The organism is Clostridium pasteurianum DSM 525 = ATCC 6013 (genome assembly GCF_000807255.1).
Taxonomy (GTDB): Bacteria; Bacillota; Clostridia; order Clostridiales; family Clostridiaceae; genus Clostridium_I; species Clostridium_I pasteurianum.
On the sequence record NZ_CP009268.1, the window covers coordinates 2,517,841 to 2,534,057 of the forward strand.

At 29.6% G+C, this 16,217-nt stretch carries 15 protein-coding genes and 2 pseudogenes; 3 read left to right on the forward strand and 14 right to left on the reverse strand.

What is annotated here, in order from left to right:
* Window positions 1–36 precede the first annotated feature (36 nt).
* From CLPA_RS20100 to CLPA_RS11445, 7 genes are all read right to left on the reverse strand, one after another.
* Entirely contained in the window at window positions 37–2,376 is a 2,340-nt protein-coding gene (locus tag CLPA_RS20100; protein ID WP_003441403.1) for a DUF4474 domain-containing protein, read from the reverse strand.
* A 93-nt stretch (window positions 2,377–2,469) separates the two neighbouring features.
* The gene (locus CLPA_RS11420) at window positions 2,470–3,420 is read right to left on the reverse strand and encodes a GH25 family lysozyme (protein ID WP_003441400.1); all 951 of its coding nucleotides are present in this window, start codon (window positions 3,418–3,420) and stop codon (window positions 2,470–2,472) included.
* A gap of 24 nt (window positions 3,421–3,444) precedes the next feature.
* Window positions 3,445–3,816, reverse strand: a complete 372-nt coding sequence (locus tag CLPA_RS11425) for a hypothetical protein (RefSeq protein WP_003441398.1) — start codon at window positions 3,814–3,816, stop codon at window positions 3,445–3,447.
* Window positions 3,817–3,829: 13 nt separating this feature from the next.
* Window positions 3,830–4,060: a BhlA/UviB family holin-like peptide gene (locus tag CLPA_RS11430; RefSeq protein ID WP_003441396.1), complete on the reverse strand. Its 231-nt coding sequence runs from the start codon at window positions 4,058–4,060 to the stop codon at window positions 3,830–3,832.
* Window positions 4,061–4,078: 18 nt separating this feature from the next.
* A complete protein-coding gene (locus CLPA_RS11435) occupies window positions 4,079–4,618 on the reverse strand; it encodes a sigma factor-like helix-turn-helix DNA-binding protein (protein WP_003441394.1) in 540 nt (179 codons plus the stop codon).
* A gap of 236 nt (window positions 4,619–4,854) precedes the next feature.
* On the reverse strand, window positions 4,855–5,343 hold the full coding sequence (locus tag CLPA_RS11440) for a hypothetical protein (RefSeq protein ID WP_003441393.1): 489 nt from the start codon (window positions 5,341–5,343) through the stop codon (window positions 4,855–4,857).
* Between the two features lie 22 nt (window positions 5,344–5,365).
* A complete protein-coding gene (locus CLPA_RS11445; protein ID WP_003441391.1) occupies window positions 5,366–6,769 on the reverse strand; it encodes a S8 family serine peptidase in 1,404 nt (467 codons plus the stop codon).
* Window positions 6,770–6,912: 143 nt separating this feature from the next.
* Here CLPA_RS11445 and CLPA_RS11450 point away from each other — a divergent pair, with 143 nt between their 5' ends.
* Window positions 6,913–7,380, forward strand: coding sequence for a peptidoglycan-binding domain-containing protein (locus CLPA_RS11450; RefSeq protein WP_003441377.1), 468 nt, complete (start codon window positions 6,913–6,915; stop codon window positions 7,378–7,380).
* A gap of 422 nt (window positions 7,381–7,802) precedes the next feature.
* Window positions 7,803–8,012, forward strand: a complete 210-nt coding sequence (locus CLPA_RS11455) for a terminase gpP N-terminus-related DNA-binding protein (RefSeq protein WP_003441376.1) — start codon at window positions 7,803–7,805, stop codon at window positions 8,010–8,012.
* A gap of 283 nt (window positions 8,013–8,295) precedes the next feature.
* Here CLPA_RS11455 and CLPA_RS11460 read toward each other — a convergent pair.
* A pseudogene (locus CLPA_RS11460) lies at window positions 8,296–8,774 on the reverse strand (transposase); the annotation flags it as partial.
* 7 nt (window positions 8,775–8,781) lie between these two features.
* On the opposite strand from CLPA_RS11460, the pseudogene CLPA_RS20105 reads away from it, so the two are divergent.
* Window positions 8,782–9,437, forward strand: a pseudogene (locus tag CLPA_RS20105) (IS982 family transposase); the annotation flags it as partial.
* Window positions 9,438–9,735: 298 nt separating this feature from the next.
* On the opposite strand, the gene CLPA_RS11470 reads toward CLPA_RS20105, so the two are convergent.
* From CLPA_RS11470 to CLPA_RS11495, 6 genes are read right to left on the reverse strand one after another with little or no spacing between them, the layout of a single operon-like run.
* The gene (locus CLPA_RS11470) at window positions 9,736–12,465 is read right to left on the reverse strand and encodes a peptidoglycan D,D-transpeptidase FtsI family protein (RefSeq protein ID WP_003441369.1); all 2,730 of its coding nucleotides are present in this window, start codon (window positions 12,463–12,465) and stop codon (window positions 9,736–9,738) included.
* 13 nt (window positions 12,466–12,478) lie between these two features.
* Window positions 12,479–12,970, reverse strand: a complete 492-nt coding sequence (gene mreD / locus CLPA_RS11475; protein ID WP_003441368.1) for a rod shape-determining protein MreD — start codon at window positions 12,968–12,970, stop codon at window positions 12,479–12,481.
* Window positions 12,971–12,980: 10 nt separating this feature from the next.
* Window positions 12,981–13,826: a rod shape-determining protein MreC gene (gene mreC / locus CLPA_RS11480; RefSeq protein WP_003441366.1), complete on the reverse strand. Its 846-nt coding sequence runs from the start codon at window positions 13,824–13,826 to the stop codon at window positions 12,981–12,983.
* Between the two features lie 2 nt (window positions 13,827–13,828).
* Window positions 13,829–14,842 carry a rod shape-determining protein gene (locus CLPA_RS11485; protein WP_003441364.1) on the reverse strand — a complete coding sequence of 338 codons (1,014 nt, stop codon included), beginning with the start codon at window positions 14,840–14,842 and terminating at the stop codon, window positions 13,829–13,831.
* A 22-nt stretch (window positions 14,843–14,864) separates the two neighbouring features.
* Window positions 14,865–15,551, reverse strand: coding sequence for a RadC family protein (gene radC / locus CLPA_RS11490; RefSeq protein WP_003441362.1), 687 nt, complete (start codon window positions 15,549–15,551; stop codon window positions 14,865–14,867).
* 13 nt (window positions 15,552–15,564) lie between these two features.
* Window positions 15,565–16,146, reverse strand: a complete 582-nt coding sequence (locus CLPA_RS11495) for a Maf-like protein (protein ID WP_003441359.1) — start codon at window positions 16,144–16,146, stop codon at window positions 15,565–15,567.
* Window positions 16,147–16,217: the final 71 nt, after the last annotated feature.

The following is a 16,217-nucleotide window of genomic DNA, read 5'->3' on the forward strand; positions in this document are numbered from 1 at the left end:
TATGGAATTTAATAATATAATTATAATTTATCACAATTAAGAATTTGTAATATTCTCTAAATTAGGTATAATAGAATTAAACCAATCTGTAATTCTGTTATATGCCTCTTGAGCTTCAGTTGATAATTCTTCAATTGTACTTTCTTGTATTAAATTAGGATCGTTACTAGTTAAATTTAGTTCATTCTTTATTAAATTATAGTCTGCAACACGGGATTGATTTTGTGATTGAATAGAATTAAAATTATCTATTTTTGACTGTGGTTGCTGTGATTTAGGAACATCAAAAGTAAAACTTACTGTATTTTCTTCATTCCATATTACTGGACCAGTTGGATTAGATGGACTATTTATATCTATATTAGATTCAATATATCCCAAATCATTTAATCCTTTCAAAAATGCCTTTCTCATTACTAAATTTTCTAATGTAATAGTTACATCCATTGTCAAATCATTACTTGGATTAGCAGTAAATTCACCCCATTTAAAACCTGTTAGCCACCAGTGATTTTCTGGTCCCCTTCTAAATATCTCTACACCATCTTTTTTTAATACAAATGACATATTTAAAAGGTCATGTCTTGCACAATCAAAAAATTTACCTAATACAGCATCTCTCGGGTCAGTTATTCCTGAGTCTCTATTATAAATACCTATTTCTGCTCCTGTTTCAAGACAATACTGACCTTTCCATAATTCAATTAACCAATCTTTAGTGTCATACGTAAAATAAATTGGCTCACAATCAATTATTGTACTCATTAATGTTGTAGCAGCACTATCATCATAAAATTTACAATACCCAAAATTTTCTTGAAGTGGATCTATCTTAGAATATATAATATCTTGATTCGGATCATATAAAAATCCAGCAAATGATACTACTTTAGCAAAGGTGCTGTTTGGTACCCATTTGCCACCATTAATTGGAACACTTACACCAGTATCTTTACCAGAGCAAATATTATTATCAATTTCTATATATCCATATCCACTTCCACATGAAATAGTAGATATTTGATCAAATGCCCAGTCATGTGGTAATGGATATCCTAAGTTTCCACTAAATCCTGAAGACATATCGCATACAAAGCTACTGCATGAATATCCTGCTCCTGCAACTCTGCTGCATACATTTCTAGGAGCATATATACCTATTTTATAACTTGAATTTAATTCAGTAAATCTGTTGTTGATTGCCTGAAAATATAGAAGGATATTATTTGTTACGTCTTCATCCAAAGCATCAAAATCTACTGCAAAATATATTATGGTATTGTCAGGAAAACCCAAAGTAGTAGCTGCCACCATTGCAGAGTTTCCATCTACCATTCCCTGTAAAGAAGTAAAATAACTTAACTGATATCCTCCAACTTCAAATATAGGAACAACTTTAAGATTATTCTGAGATATAACTGATATCTCCTCAAATGTCATTGCATATCTTCCAGTAAGATATCTTCCAACAATATTATATCCATTAGCTTTAAGCGTTGCTGCTTTTTCATCTGTTATAGTAGTAGAACAGTCACATGCAGTTCCTTGTCTATTCGGATCACCATAACTAACTAAAAGGGAAGCCCATGTCTGTTTTCCTGCATATCCGTCAGCATATAATCCTGCAAATACCTGAAAACTTGTTACCGCATTCTTAACTCCATTACCATATAGTCCATCAAAACCATTTGGATTATAACCATTGCAATATAAAGCATATTGGAGTAATAATATGAATTTTGTATTAGCATATTGACCAGGAATTGTTGGACATAAATTTTGTGTAGTGGGTCCCCAAATACCATCTGTAGCAATTCCTTCTTCATGCTGCAAAGCTTTTATTAAGGCTACATTAGTTGATTTTGAATATATACCATCACAAGGTATTAGTCCAAATACATTATTGTAATCCCTATTAAGATGCTGCTGTATAATTCTTATATTAGAATCTCCACTAGATAATAATACAAAAGCATCAGTATTCAATAGTGCTTTAAATATCATAGGCGTTGTTATTCCATCTTGAGTTGTTAAACCAGCATCTGCCTGAAATTTTTTTACAGCAGTTATAACACCATTACCATATCCTCCATCAAGTCCATTTGGGTTATAGCCCTTACAATATAGAGCACCTTGTAGAATATAAACCTGATTTTGAGCAGTACTTCCACTAGATAAAGTTGGACATACAGCTTGTGTAGCTGGACCAAAAACTCCATCTGCTGGTGAAATATTTAATTCAATTTGAAGAGCTGTTATTAATGCTGCTACTGTTCCTCCGCCTGTTACTCCATCTTCAGGTATTGTCGTATAATTTTCATTATTACCATAAGTAGTGTTCAACCACTGCTGAACTTGTGAAACCATTAAATCCATTTTTACAACCTCATTTCTTAAATTATTTTGTATTCATATATAAAAAAGACTTTAAGAAATGATTTGTAACCCTGTATTAGAATTAATTTATAATTATGGCTGCTTTAATATTTCTTTTAATGTTTTAATTCCAACTTTACCATCTACAATTAATCCTTTTAATCTTTGAAATTCCCTTATAATATTATCCATAACCTTTCCAAAAAAATGATCTGGTTTCTGATTAAATTGTATTTCAATCCAATCTGTATAGGCATCATTATGGTAACCTGTTACTTGTGCTATAGGGAGTTTTCTTGAAGCCTGTTCCGTTAATTCTCCAAAGATGCCATCTACAATCAAGCTGTTACCTGAATCATCCTTTAACCCTAATCCATTTATAAGTTCCTGTAGACTCTTAACCTTATGAAAATTATATTCATTGACAAATCCATCTATTGATTGAATATTGCAATTATTTAAAGTTAAATTACTTCCCGCATTTCTTAATAAAATAGATTCACTAAATTCATCTAAATCTACTTCTCCATTTATTCCGCATACACTTCCACTATCACTATATTGAAAACCTATGTAAGGTACATTAATATTAGGAGATTTTACTCCATATTCAGCTATCCATAATTGAAAGCTATTGTTAATACTCTTAAGATATTCTTTCAAAAAACTTGTATACGTATATACAACTATATCTTTTCCATTGCTTTTTAAATAATTAGCAAATTGTGTTACATTATTTAAAATTTTATCAGAAGTTTGTCCCAGCACAACTTCTACATCTATAGCATATCTGCAATCAACCTCTAATCCATTTGTTACATTAATAAAATGTTTAGCTTCTTCTACAGGATTATTATTTCTTAAAAAATGATAAAAACCCACTTTAAGATCCACTGATTTTGCGTCATTATAAAAATTTTTAAAAGTATCATCCGTATAAGTTAAACCTTCTGTAGCTTTAATATATACTATTTCTATCCCATCATTTTTTACTTTATTAAAATCAATATTTCCTTGACCCGAATATATATCTATTCCTTTCATAAGGTTATACTCCTTTCTGTATACTTAATCATTTATTTCATTCTTGATACTGTTTATTTGACCTGCTACAGCTTGTCTTAAAAAATCTATTTCCTGCTGTGTTAGATAAGGACATTTCTTTTTTATTTCATAATTAAACATTTTAATTTTACTATTAAGAGCATTTGTGACTATTTCATTAACTCTAAAATGCTCTTCTACTATGTTCCATATATCTAAAGCTAATTTTTTATCCTGATTATATTTATTTATACTAATTTCATTAATAACTGAATCTCTTTTCAACTTAATAAAATTAACAGTATAAGCGCCTAAAGTAGTAATGATTATTCCTAATATAGAAATAACAGTACTCATAACCACTGGTAATATTTCATTAATTCTATCTTTTAACATAATCTCACTTTCCTTAACTTTTATTATCTATATATTCCCTAATTTCATTGATATCCTTTTGTATATGTCCTATTACCTCAAATTCTTTTGTTAACTTTAATATTATTTTTTGATAATTTTTTTCTCTGTCTTGTTGTTTTAGGTCCCTTTTTTCCTGAGCCTTTAAAATATAAAATATTAATACTATAGCTAGTAAAGCCCATATACCTTGAGATGCTGCTAATTTTAGTACATCATTCTCCATTTTTATTTGCTCACCACACTATTCAGTAGCAATTTTCCTCAAATTATTTAACGCTCTATTTTTAGCTCTATTTACAGATTGTCTAGAAATATTTAATTCTTTAGCCAAATCAGCTTCTGAAATGTTATATATATAAATTTTTTTTATAATATATTTATGATAGGATGATAGCTTGTCTACTAAATTGTTTATAAATATACTAGTATCTATTAAATTCCAATCTTGAATTGCTTCATAATTTGATATAATATTTAAATCCAATTCGGTTTCCTTTTTTATTATATTTTCATTTCTTTTAGATAGTTGAATATACTTATGCTTAATAGAATTATTAATATATCCAACTATATACTTGTCCTCATTAAATTTTGAATTTTTATATATAGGAATACAATTAATAATTTCTATTAAAGCTATTACTAAATCACTATCTGACCCATCGTAATTTAATTTATTACTATATTTTTTTAGTAATGGCTTAAATTTTCTAATAATAAATAACATACATTCTTCATTATTATTTTTGGCTTTTCCTACCAAACATCTTAATTTATCCAAGATACATCCCCCTTTTTTTCCTATCAACTTATAAAAAGGGGGATTTTACGATATATGTAACCTGTATTTACAAAAATGTAATAATTTATATTTAATTTTTATATAAAAATAAATGTGTAGTTATATTAAAAATATAAAGCAAACTTATAAAAAAGATAAATTATTAATATTTTAAACAAAAAAATAAGAGTAAAGTACTTTTATTTTACTTTACTCTTACTCATTTCTTATTAATTTTATCTTTTGAAGATACCATTAATCAATTTTTTTCGTTGTTCTTCATATCTTTCTTCAATTTCTTTATCAAACTTATCTATATTTTTTATAGAAAGATATTCTCTAATGTTATCTCCTGTAAAAAAAATCTCTGAATTTCGCTTTTCATACTTTATATTTTTAGATTTTATCTCTTCTAATATAAATTCTCTTGAAAATCCAGTTATTTCTTTAACATCATCTACAAAATATATATCATTATCCAATTTAAATTTTGCTTTTACTATTGCCCTACCAATTTCTGTCTGTAAAAATTCCCAAAAATTTAATACATTTAAATCAACATTATTATTTAAACTTCTTATTATTTTATCTGCTAAATAACTAATATTCACATCCATTTTAACTCCAGATACTGATAAATAAAGTAATTCAAAATCTTCCTTTATCAGATCTTCATTTTTCTTAATTAATTCATCTACTTCCTTAAAATATTTATTTCTATTCATTTTAATCATCTTCTCGTATATACTAATAATTAGTTAATGCATTATATGCATTAACTAAACCATGTCCAAAATATTTATTAGAATCTTTTATATTTAATGACTCAGCAGATTTATAAATTTTTTTAGTTACTACTTCAGGTCTAACATTACCATATTCACTTATAATAAGAGCAGCAGTAGCAGATATTTTAGGTGCAGCCATTGAGGTCCCAGCCATATACATATATGAATTATTAAGATATGTACTAAGACACATAGATGAAAAATCTATTGAATCATTCACGAAATTCATATCACCACCAGGTGCAGCTATATCTACAACACCTAATCCATAATTAGAATAGGATGCAAGAGTGTTGTTTTCATCTGTAGCAGAAACATTTATTACACCTTTAATATCTCCTGGTACTTCGATACCTACACCAACATATTTAAATCCTTGGCTGCCATATTCTTCGTTAAGATAATCTGTTATATTTTTGCCATTAGAACAGTCTAAAGAATCATTTCCTGCTGAAGCTACCACTGTAACCCCATTATTTACAGCATATTTAATAGCCTTTTTATATAATGAATAATCCTTCATATCATTTCCAAGATCATAAACTGTATCTGTAGATGGGTCTGTCCAAAAACATTTTCCTTTGAAATTATATCCTTCAATACTTAAATTAATAACTTTTACTTTATCCTTTGTTGCTTGAATTATTGCCGAAGCAATTATTGATGCACTAGTATCTCCTAATGCATTAAAAACTCTATATGATTTAAAACCGATATTAGGTGCTACTCCAATAATTCTACCGTTACCTGCAATTGTACCTGCAACATGGGTACCATGTCCATTTCTATCTTCTATATCATTAGGATCAGCAGTTTCAGTTGGATCATTCTCAAAATTTTTAGGAATAAAATTCTTACCTCCTAAAAAATTCGACTTTAAATCTGGATGATTTTCATCAACACCAGTATCAATAATCCCTACAACTACATTATGATTTCCACTTTGCAAATTAAAGCTTTTACCGTTATTTGTTACTTTTTTAATATCCCATTGATATTTGTTGAATAAATCAGCATTATTTGTACTAACTTTATTTACTTCAGTAAATGGTACTATTTTTGTTTTCTGTAATTTGATTATAAGATCTGGTGATATTGATTCTACATTTGAATAATTCTTAAGTTTAGGTATCAGGTTAGGATTACATCTTACTTCTATAGCTCCTAATTCAGGCATCTCAGAAATAACTTGTCCACTAGAATTACTTATAAAACTTTCGATATTTTTGTCAATGCCATTATTTTTATAAGTAATGATTAAGTTAATACTACTATTAGGGACTTCTTGTCCATAAGCATTAATATTTAATACCGATATAGCAAAAAATAATAAAATAAAAATAAACCTTTTAATTCTTTTCAATATAATCTCTCCTTTAAAATGTAATATAATATAATAATATCATATAATTAATATTTTTTGTTGTATACGACTATATTCAACAAAATTTTCTAATTATATAGTATATACTAATTATAATATAACTTTTAAGGAGGAATTTAACAATGAAAAGCAAAAAAATTAAAGTATTAACTTTAGGACTTTTGACTACCTTAATAATATCATCAACACCAGTTTTTGCCACTACTAGTACAAGCACTAATTCTCATAAGGCTTCAACTATAAATAACAAACCACTTACTACAAGTACTACCAATAAGGATACTAATAAATCTACACCTACTATACCTGGAACTGTAAAAATAGCAACAGCATGGGGTGAAGTTGGATTTTGGTATGTTTGGGAAACAAAAGGATATGTTAGTTATGGAGATACTGGATTTCCTGTTAGATGTATACAAGAAGGTTTAAATAACCTTGGTTATAATTGTGGATATGTTGATGGAGTATTTGGATCTAATACCTTAACACAAGTAAAAAGATTTCAACATGATAATGGATTAGTTGCTGATGGATTAGTTGGTCCTAATACATATGATGTTTTAAGAGATAAAAATGGTTGGTATAATTAAATATAAACCAACTATATCAAATTAGAAATTAATTTTTAAGGTGCTACAGCACCTTTTTGTTTTTGGAATCAAAAGGAAGCACTACAAACAATATATCATAATTTGTAGTGCTTTATTCTTTTTGCACAAAAATTCAACTCTAAAGATAATATCTTAAAAATCAAAATAATTAAATTCTAAAATTAAAAGCATAATAAAATATTACTATATATTAATATTTTGTTATATATAAGTTGTAATAATAAAAATTCACATATAAAAAATACCATTAATATAAGGACCTATAAAAATCCAAAATAAATAAAAAAGATATTATAGAGGGGATTTTTATATGAAAACTTTAGTTATAAAAAAATGATATCCAATGTGAAGAAAGAGTTAGTGAACTTAAAAAGGCTCTAAAAACAATAAAAAATATAGAGATGTGTAAAAGATATTCAGTATTATTAAGACATTATGAAGGATTTACTAATAAAAGAATAGCTAAGATGGAAGGTTTAGAGATTCATGCCGTAGGCAGATATATAAAAAATTATAAATCAAAAGGTTTAGTTGGTTTAGAAATGGAACATAGTACTGGAACTAAAAGAAAATTAACTCAACCACCCTGTACTAAAACAGGGGTTGTTTAAGCGACTAAAAGTCGCAGTTAAGGCTAAAGCCATCTAAAGATTTAGACTAAAATCTATTCAAAAACTAAAGTTTTCTAAAGCTATGAGAAAGCCCATAAGTCTGTGTAAAATATAATAAACATGATAAATCAAAACTGGAAATTACTATGGGAAATTATCTCTGTAGTAATTTTAAATTTATATGATAATACTAAGACTGGGTTTATATAGCTTTTATTTGTTATTATTATTTGCAAAAATACCATTATTATTCATGTATAATTAAAATAGTGCAAGCTTTAATTCATATTTTATATATATATTGTTCAAGTCTATCTCTATACATTAAAGTTAATTGAGCCAAAGTATATGCCAATTTGGTGATGGTGAGGTCCATTTAAGCATAATCTGTTCTGTAGAAAGGTAAAGGGCTTTTCTTAAGGAATCATCTATAGGAAATGTAGTCCTTATCTTTGTAAATTTTCTTAGTTGCCTATTGAATCCTTCGATAGCATTAGTGGTATATATTATCTTTCTTATTTCCGGAGGAAAATTAAAATAAGTAGATAGATTTTCCCAATTATTATTCCATGAATCTATTACTATAGAATACTTATCTCTCCAGGTTTCTTCTAGTGTTTGTAAGACGTCAGCCGCTGTAGATTCATTAACAGCTTTATATACATTTTTGAAATCTTTCATAAATTCTTTACTGTCTTTAGATGGAATGTACTTTATGGAATTTCTTATCCGATGAATTATACAGCTTTGTATGTTAATATTTACATCAAGTAAAATTCTTTGCTTAAGTAAGATTATGACAATAACTGTATATTTTCATCTATCATGCTACAGAACATTCAAAATTATTATAAAGAACACGTTTCTACTGTTCTAAAGCCTTATTTTACAAAGCTTGTAAGCTATAACAGGTTCGTAGAATTAATGCTTCCTGCATTAGTTCTACGAACCTGTTATACATGACAAAGTTTAGAACTAGCAAGTGCACAAGAATTTCCTTTATTGACTCCACAATCCTTGATGTTTGCCATAACAGAAGAATACATTCTCACAAGGCTTTTAAAGGAATAGCAGAGCGTGGTAAAAGTTCAACAGGCTGGTTTTATGGCTTTAAACTTCATCTGGTTATCAATGATAAAGGCGAAATTCTCTCTTTCTATCTAATACCAAGAAATGTAGATGATAGAGATCCTAAAGTCATAGAATCACTAGCAAAAGAGCTGTTTGGAAAACTATTTGGTGATAAAGGTTATTTACTCAAGAAGATATCAGATATCCTTTATTCTAAGGGTATACAGCTCATAAAAAAGATAAAGAAAAATATGAAAAATAAACTAATGCTCATATAAGATAAGATTCTTTCTTCTTAGAAAAAGATTTATTATAGAAACTATAAATGACCACTTGAAAAACACATGTCAAATATGAGTACATTGTTTTAGCTTAATTGTTATATTATACCAACAAAAGTTATTAGGTATCCTTTTTTACATTTTTTCATCACTATATTTATCCACTAATAAATTGATTTTTTCAAACTCACGTTAATTAAGAAAAATTATTTAAACTGAATAAAAATGTATGCTAAAATCTATTCAATAAAAATAAAAAAGCTATTAATGAAACAAAAAACATCATGAAACTCATATAATTTAGAACTAAGTTTTATGATGTTTATATTAATTGAAGCCTATATTACATACTTTCACTTCTGAAGTTACTTTTATTTATCAGCTGTCTTTTTATTTAAATCAGTTTCTATACTAAAGTTGTTATAATTCTTTTTAATAAGTTCATCTTTAAAATATCCTTCATAAATTCCTCTAGCTACATATGCAGATTGGCTACCCAAAGCACCATCAAAAATAACTACTGCTACGGCTATTTGAGGGTTATCAGCAGGTGCATAACCTACAAACCAAGCATAGTCAGATCTGCCAATTTTATTTTGTATATCTGAATTAACCTGAGCTGTACCAGTCTTACCTGCACTAGGTATATAGTTGTTAAAAGATCCTAATGCATCCGCCGCTGTACCTGCTGCCCCTCCTGTACCAGTAACATTTTCCATACCTTTCATAACTAAATTTCTATTTTCAACACTGATATTAATTTTATCTAATGCTTCTGGTTTGGTCTCAGTTAACACATTACCATCAGCATCTGTTATTTTATCTAATAGATGAACCTTATATCTAGTTCCTCCATTGGCAATAGTAGATACATAGCTTGCCATCTGAAGAGGAGTAAAGGCATTTATACCTTGACCTATAGATGCATTATAAATATTATATCCTAAATTTGAGTCATTAATAGCATTTTTTATTTCACTATAAGTAATTGTAACTATCTTATTTATATCTTTATCACTGTAATTTTTCCCTTTATACTTAGGATCAGTATCTATTAATTCCTTAAACAATGGTGTATATAAGTTTATATAATTTTTATCACTGTCTATCTTTCCACTTTTAATAGCTGTTTTTATTGAATCTTTTATTTTGCCCTTAATTTCTAAAACTTTTTTACTGTCATCCACTCTGTCATATAAATCTATTGTCTGAAAATTGTCAATACCTTTATCATTTGATCCTTTGTTTAAATAATCGATAATATTTAGAAGAAATTGTACTGAGTTTACATTTCTTTTGGATATAACATTATATACCTGACCAAAGTTTTCTGGTATTTCAATGCCTGTACTGGCATTTCCTCCATTAGGATCTGCCCCTAGTCCAAATTGCCATGCATATTTTGCTAAAGCATCATTACCATACTGGTCTTTAAGCAATTTACCTACATTCATAAAGAATGGATTACTTGAATATCCAAGTGCACTAACGACATTTACAATACCATTTGCTTTTTCTGAAGGAAATAGTATAGGCTTTCCATCATCTCCCGTAAAAAAAGCTTGGTCATTAACTGTTGATGTAGAATTTATGACACCTGATTGCAACCCCGCAATGGCTGTTAATGGCTTAAAAGTTGATCCCGGTGGCAACAATGACATAGTAGCATAATTATACAGATACTTTGGGAAAAAATCATATTTATCTACTCTTTTTGTGGTATTTCCCTTAATACTGCTGTCTACTGGAAACATAAAGTTAATTAAATCTTGAGACATACCTCTATCCTTTGCCATTTTTTGGAAATCAGGACTAAAATACTTTTCCACCTGTTCCTCAGTTAACCCACTGGGGTTTGCAAAGTCATTGGGGTTAAAGCTTGGCGTACTGGCAAGAGCTAAAATTCCTCCCGTATGCACATCAATAACTACAGCTGCTCCTCTTGTAGCATTTCTTGTGCTTTGATTCCAAACAGTTCCTGTTTGCTGTAAATAATTCATTCTATTTTGCAGTGCCTGCTCTGCAGCATACTGTACATTAGCATCAATGGTAAGCTGCACATTCTGTCCTGGATAGGATTCTCTGCTGGCCAAGTTACTTGTTATTCTTCCCTGTTTGTCAATTTGAACTATATCTCCTCCATTAGCTCCCCTTAACCTGTCTTCATAAACAGCTTCAATGCCTGAAGCACCTACATAATCACTGCTTACATCATAACCCTTTTCAGAATACTTCTGCTGATCTGTAGAACTTATTTTATTTATATAACCCAGAACAGAGGAAGCAAGAGTGCCATAGGGATAATACCTCATAGGTTGAATATCTGCATTTACACCAGGGAGCTCTGATATTCTCTGTAAAAACACCAGATATGTATCTTTCTTTACATTACTGGAAATAGGTACTGGTTTATATCCAGAAAAACTATTCATTTTTATAGCATCTTTTACCAAAAGGTATCTTCTTAGATCTTCTACAGTATAATTACTTTTAATTTTTGAAACTCCTGATTTAACACCATAGTGCTTATCATCAATAAGTGTGTTGAACACCTCTTCTGGAGTTAACTTGAGCAGTTCCGCATTTAATTTACTTTTTTCTGCATCCGTTAAATCTGCTTCTTTTTTACTGTCGAATTGCTTTTTTAAAATTGAATCCTCAAGTGACCTATCCTTTAAAAATCTAAGTTGTAAAGTCTGAATGCTTTTGGCATCACTGGTATTAAACTCAAATCTATAGGGATTCACCTTAAGTGCAAAACTGTCATCCTGTTTTTCGTTATTTTCATCTAAAATACCAAAGACCTTTGCCATGGTCTGGAAGAACTGTTTTTCACTATCTTCCGTATCCATAAAAGTAACCTCGTAACTTTGCTTGTTAGTAGCAAGTTTTATTCCATTCTTATCTGTAATGGCTCCCCTTGGTCCTTCCTCTGGTATAAGCTTATGAGATTTGGTATTGGCTTTTTCACTATAATATGTACCCTGAACCACCTGTAAATTAAAAAGTCTTACTCCAATAGCAGAAAAAGCCATCAGCATAACTATGATTAAAACAGAATATCTATTAAATATCTTTTTTCTCTTTTTATTCTTTATCATAAAATCACCACCCTTAAAATTTCCATTTACGTATCATATAATCTTTTTTACATAAGTTAAATACAAATTTATAGGCAAATATTGTTATGATAAGACTATATACCGCAATAATCAAAGAACTGTATAGACTAATTTGAATATGCATCACATCTAATATTATAAAAATTAATATCCCCTTAAATAGAATCAATCCAGATACGGAAACAACAGGCATTAATCTCTTTTCCCTGAATAAATTTCTTCCTATTTCACCTGCTAGTACACATAAAAGCATATTTAACAAAATGTTGATACCAAATACATTTGGGAAAAATACATCCTGCAGTACTCCGGTTATAATACCCATTCCAAGTGCAGAGAATCTGTCATTTATAATTGAATAACTTAAAGCAAATATAAAAAGCAGGCTGGGATAGTAACCATATACCGCAGCAAAAGGCATAACTGAATTATCCATCACCATAAGTATAAAAATTATTATTATCAAAGTTAAAAATTTTTTCATCTATATCACCCTAGTACTTTATTTCGTCGGTATTTTTAGGTTCAACAATAAATACCTCTTCTAATTTATTAAAGTCCACATAAGGCTTAATTATGGCATATTTGCTAATTTTAGTCTTATCGTCTGCCACACTGGTAACTTTCCCTATAGGAATATCCTTTGGATACATATTGCCAACACCAGAAGTAACTATTTCATATCCATTTTTTATATCTGTATCCATAAGCAGACTATCTATCATAGCTAATTTTTCATTATAGCTGTTTATATATCCTTTTACAAAACCATTAGTGTCTCCTGTGTTTTGAATCTTAGCTGCCACCTGAACATTTGGATTATTTAGTCCACCAACTTGACTCCAGCTATTTCCTGTAAATATAACTTTACCTACCAGTCCCTCTGGAGTAATCACAACCAATCCATTTTTAACTCCATCATTTTTACCCTTGTCTATAATATATGTATCTAGTAAACTATTAGCACCTTTTGCTATAATATTACAAGCAACATAATTATATTGAGAATGCTGATCTTTAAAATCCGACATGTTTCTCAATCTCTTGTTTTCTGCTTCTAAAGAATCATAAGCTGCAACCTTTTGCTGCATCTGTATATTCTTCTTCTTTAAATCTTCATTTTCCTGTTTTACTTCAGAAAAATGAGTTATAAAACCAGTCCAATTTTTTACACCACTAATACCTCTATAAATAATACCCTGTACTGAATTAAAAGTAACACCCACGCCATTTTCCATCAAAGAAGGATTTTGTCTTTTTACACTATAGCCTATTAGCACCAAAAAGCTAACTGACAGAACAATAATTGTTACTGCCAGTCTATTTTTTACAAATTTCATGTTTAGCCTCTATTTTTACTTATTTTATCAAAATGTTCAAGAGCTTTACCAGCTCCTAATGCTACACAATCTAATGGTGCTTCTGCTATATGTACAGGCATGTGGGTTTCATTATTTATTAAACAATCTAGACCTCTAAGAAGAGCTCCTCCTCCTGTAAGCATTATACCTATATCCATAATATCTGCTGCCAGCTCTGGCGGAGTTTTTTCAAGAGTGAGTTTAATAGAGTCTACTATAGAAGCTACTGGTTCCTTTAAAGCTTCTCTAACTTCTGATTCAGTTATTTCAATATTTTTAGGAAGACCAGTAACCAAATCTCTACCTTTTATTTCCATGGTTTCTTCCACATCTGAAACCTTATAAGCTGATCCAAGCTGCATTTTAATATTTTCTGCCGTTCTTTCACCTATCATTAAATTATAAACTTTTTTAATGTAGTTTATAATTGACTCATCTAATTCATCTCCAGCAACTCTTAGTGATTTACTAGTAACTATACCCCCAAGAGATACCACTGCAACTTCTGTTGTACCACCGCCTATGTCTACTACCATGCTTCCCTTAGGTTCCTCTACAGGAAGTCCTGCTCCAATAGCTGCTGCCATTGGTTCCTCCATAAGCTGTACATCTCTAGCTCCAGCTCTCTTAGTAGCTTCATCAATGGCTCTTTTCTCCACTTCTGTAACTCCTGATGGAAAACAAACTATTATTCTAGGACTTGCAAAAGCTCCTTTTGAGGTAACCTTTGCAATAAACTTTCTAAGCATGCTCTCTGTAACATCAAAATCAGCTATAACTCCATCCTTTAAAGGTCTTATAGCTACTATATTTCCTGGCGTTCTTCCTATCATCTGCTTTGCCTCATTACCAACAGCAAGTACAGTCTTTGTATTTGTATTTATAGCTACAACGGAGGGTTCCCTTAAAACAATCCCCTTTCCCTTTACATAAACCAAGGTGTTTGCTGTTCCTAAATCTATACCCATGTCTCTAGATATACCAAAAAATCCCATTTAAATTTTTCTCCTTTCAACCTTACAAAATTCCTTTTTCTTTTAAACTCACATAAATTTCATCTCCTATAATAATATGATCCAGGAGATCAATCCCAATTATCTTACCACATTCTTTTAATCTATGAGTGATATTAATATCTTCAGTACTAGGTGTTGGATCACCTGATGGATGATTATGGCATATTATAATTGATGCACTATGAGATAAAATAGCACTATGGAAAACTTCTCTTGGATGCACTATAGAAGAATTTAAACTTCCAACAGATACATCTATTATTCTTATAACTACATTCTTTGTATTCAACAAAATAACCTTAAGCACTTCTTTGTTCAAACTTTTCATTTCCTGCATCACCAAAACCGCAGCATCTTTAGGCTTTGAAATGCTGTAAGTGTCTCCTGATTTATATGTACCAAATCTCTTTGTAAGCTCACCTAATGCAACTAATTGTACTGCCTTAGCCATACCTATACCATCAATTTGCAAAAGCTGTTCAACATTTAAGTTTAATAGTCCATTAAGTCCGCCATTAAGTTTTAATAGCTTATTTGACAAACTCAATATATTTTCTTTAGCTGTTCCGCTTCTTAATATTATAGCTAAAAGTTCACTATTAGATAGAACTTCAGCGCCATATCTAAAAAGCCTTTCCCTCGGTCTTTCATTTTCGGGCAAATCCATAATTTTAAAAGAACCAGCCATACTGCACCTTCCTTTACAGATTTATTCCCATCTCCCCAAACATCTTATTTAATTTATTAAGCGGTAATCCAACTACATTGTAAAAACACCCATTTATAGATTCTACAAAAATTGCAGCATTACCCTGTATACCATAGGCACCTGCTTTATCTAAACATTCTCCAGAATATACATATTTATTGATCATTTCATCTGTTAAATTGGAAAATTTCACTTCTGTACACATATAATCTATTTTATTTCTACCAGAACTCAAATCCAGTATTGAGATACCTGTGTATACATTATGAATATTGCCACTTAACATCTTTAATATTCTGAATGCATCATTTTCATCTTTAGGTTTTCCCAAAATAATGTTTTCAAATGCAACAACGGTGTCGCATCCTATAATGAAAGTATTTTTTCTTTCAGTTATTTTACCTTCAACATCTCTTGCCTTTCCCTCTGCCAGCGTCATAACATATTCAGGAACATTACTTTTAAATTCAATCTTCTTTTCATCAAAATTACTTGGAATAACTTTAAATTTTTCAGTAATTCTCTTTAAAAGTTCTATTCTTCTTTCAGAGGACGAAGCTAAAATTAAGTTCATGCTTTCACTTCCCAATGATTTCTGCATAATACTATCTTTAATACTATACTTACAATGTGATAATCACCATA

Excerpts from the sequence above, each read along its gene's own strand:
- CLPA_RS20100 (WP_003441403.1), bottom strand. The coding sequence starts at position 2,376 with ATGGATTTAATGGTTTCACAAGTTCAGCAGTGGTTGAACACTACTTAT.
- CLPA_RS11420 (WP_003441400.1), bottom strand. The coding sequence starts at position 3,420 with ATGAAAGGAATAGATATATATTCGGGTCAAGGAAATATTGATTTTAAT.
- CLPA_RS11425 (WP_003441398.1), bottom strand. The coding sequence starts at position 3,816 with ATGTTAAAAGATAGAATTAATGAAATATTACCAGTGGTTATGAGTACT.
- CLPA_RS11430 (WP_003441396.1), bottom strand. The coding sequence starts at position 4,060 with ATGGAGAATGATGTACTAAAATTAGCAGCATCTCAAGGTATATGGGCT.
- CLPA_RS11440 (WP_003441393.1), bottom strand. The coding sequence starts at position 5,343 with ATGAATAGAAATAAATATTTTAAGGAAGTAGATGAATTAATTAAGAAA.
- CLPA_RS11450 (WP_003441377.1), top strand. The coding sequence starts at position 6,913 with ATGAAAAGCAAAAAAATTAAAGTATTAACTTTAGGACTTTTGACTACC.
- CLPA_RS11455 (WP_003441376.1), top strand. The coding sequence starts at position 7,803 with ATGTGTAAAAGATATTCAGTATTATTAAGACATTATGAAGGATTTACT.
- CLPA_RS11470 (WP_003441369.1), bottom strand. The coding sequence starts at position 12,465 with ATGATAAAGAATAAAAAGAGAAAAAAGATATTTAATAGATATTCTGTT.
- mreD (WP_003441368.1), bottom strand. The coding sequence starts at position 12,970 with ATGAAAAAATTTTTAACTTTGATAATAATAATTTTTATACTTATGGTG.
- mreC (WP_003441366.1), bottom strand. The coding sequence starts at position 13,826 with ATGAAATTTGTAAAAAATAGACTGGCAGTAACAATTATTGTTCTGTCA.
- CLPA_RS11485 (WP_003441364.1), bottom strand. The coding sequence starts at position 14,842 with ATGGGATTTTTTGGTATATCTAGAGACATGGGTATAGATTTAGGAACA.
- radC (WP_003441362.1), bottom strand. The coding sequence starts at position 15,551 with ATGGCTGGTTCTTTTAAAATTATGGATTTGCCCGAAAATGAAAGACCG.
- CLPA_RS11495 (WP_003441359.1), bottom strand. The coding sequence starts at position 16,146 with ATGAACTTAATTTTAGCTTCGTCCTCTGAAAGAAGAATAGAACTTTTA.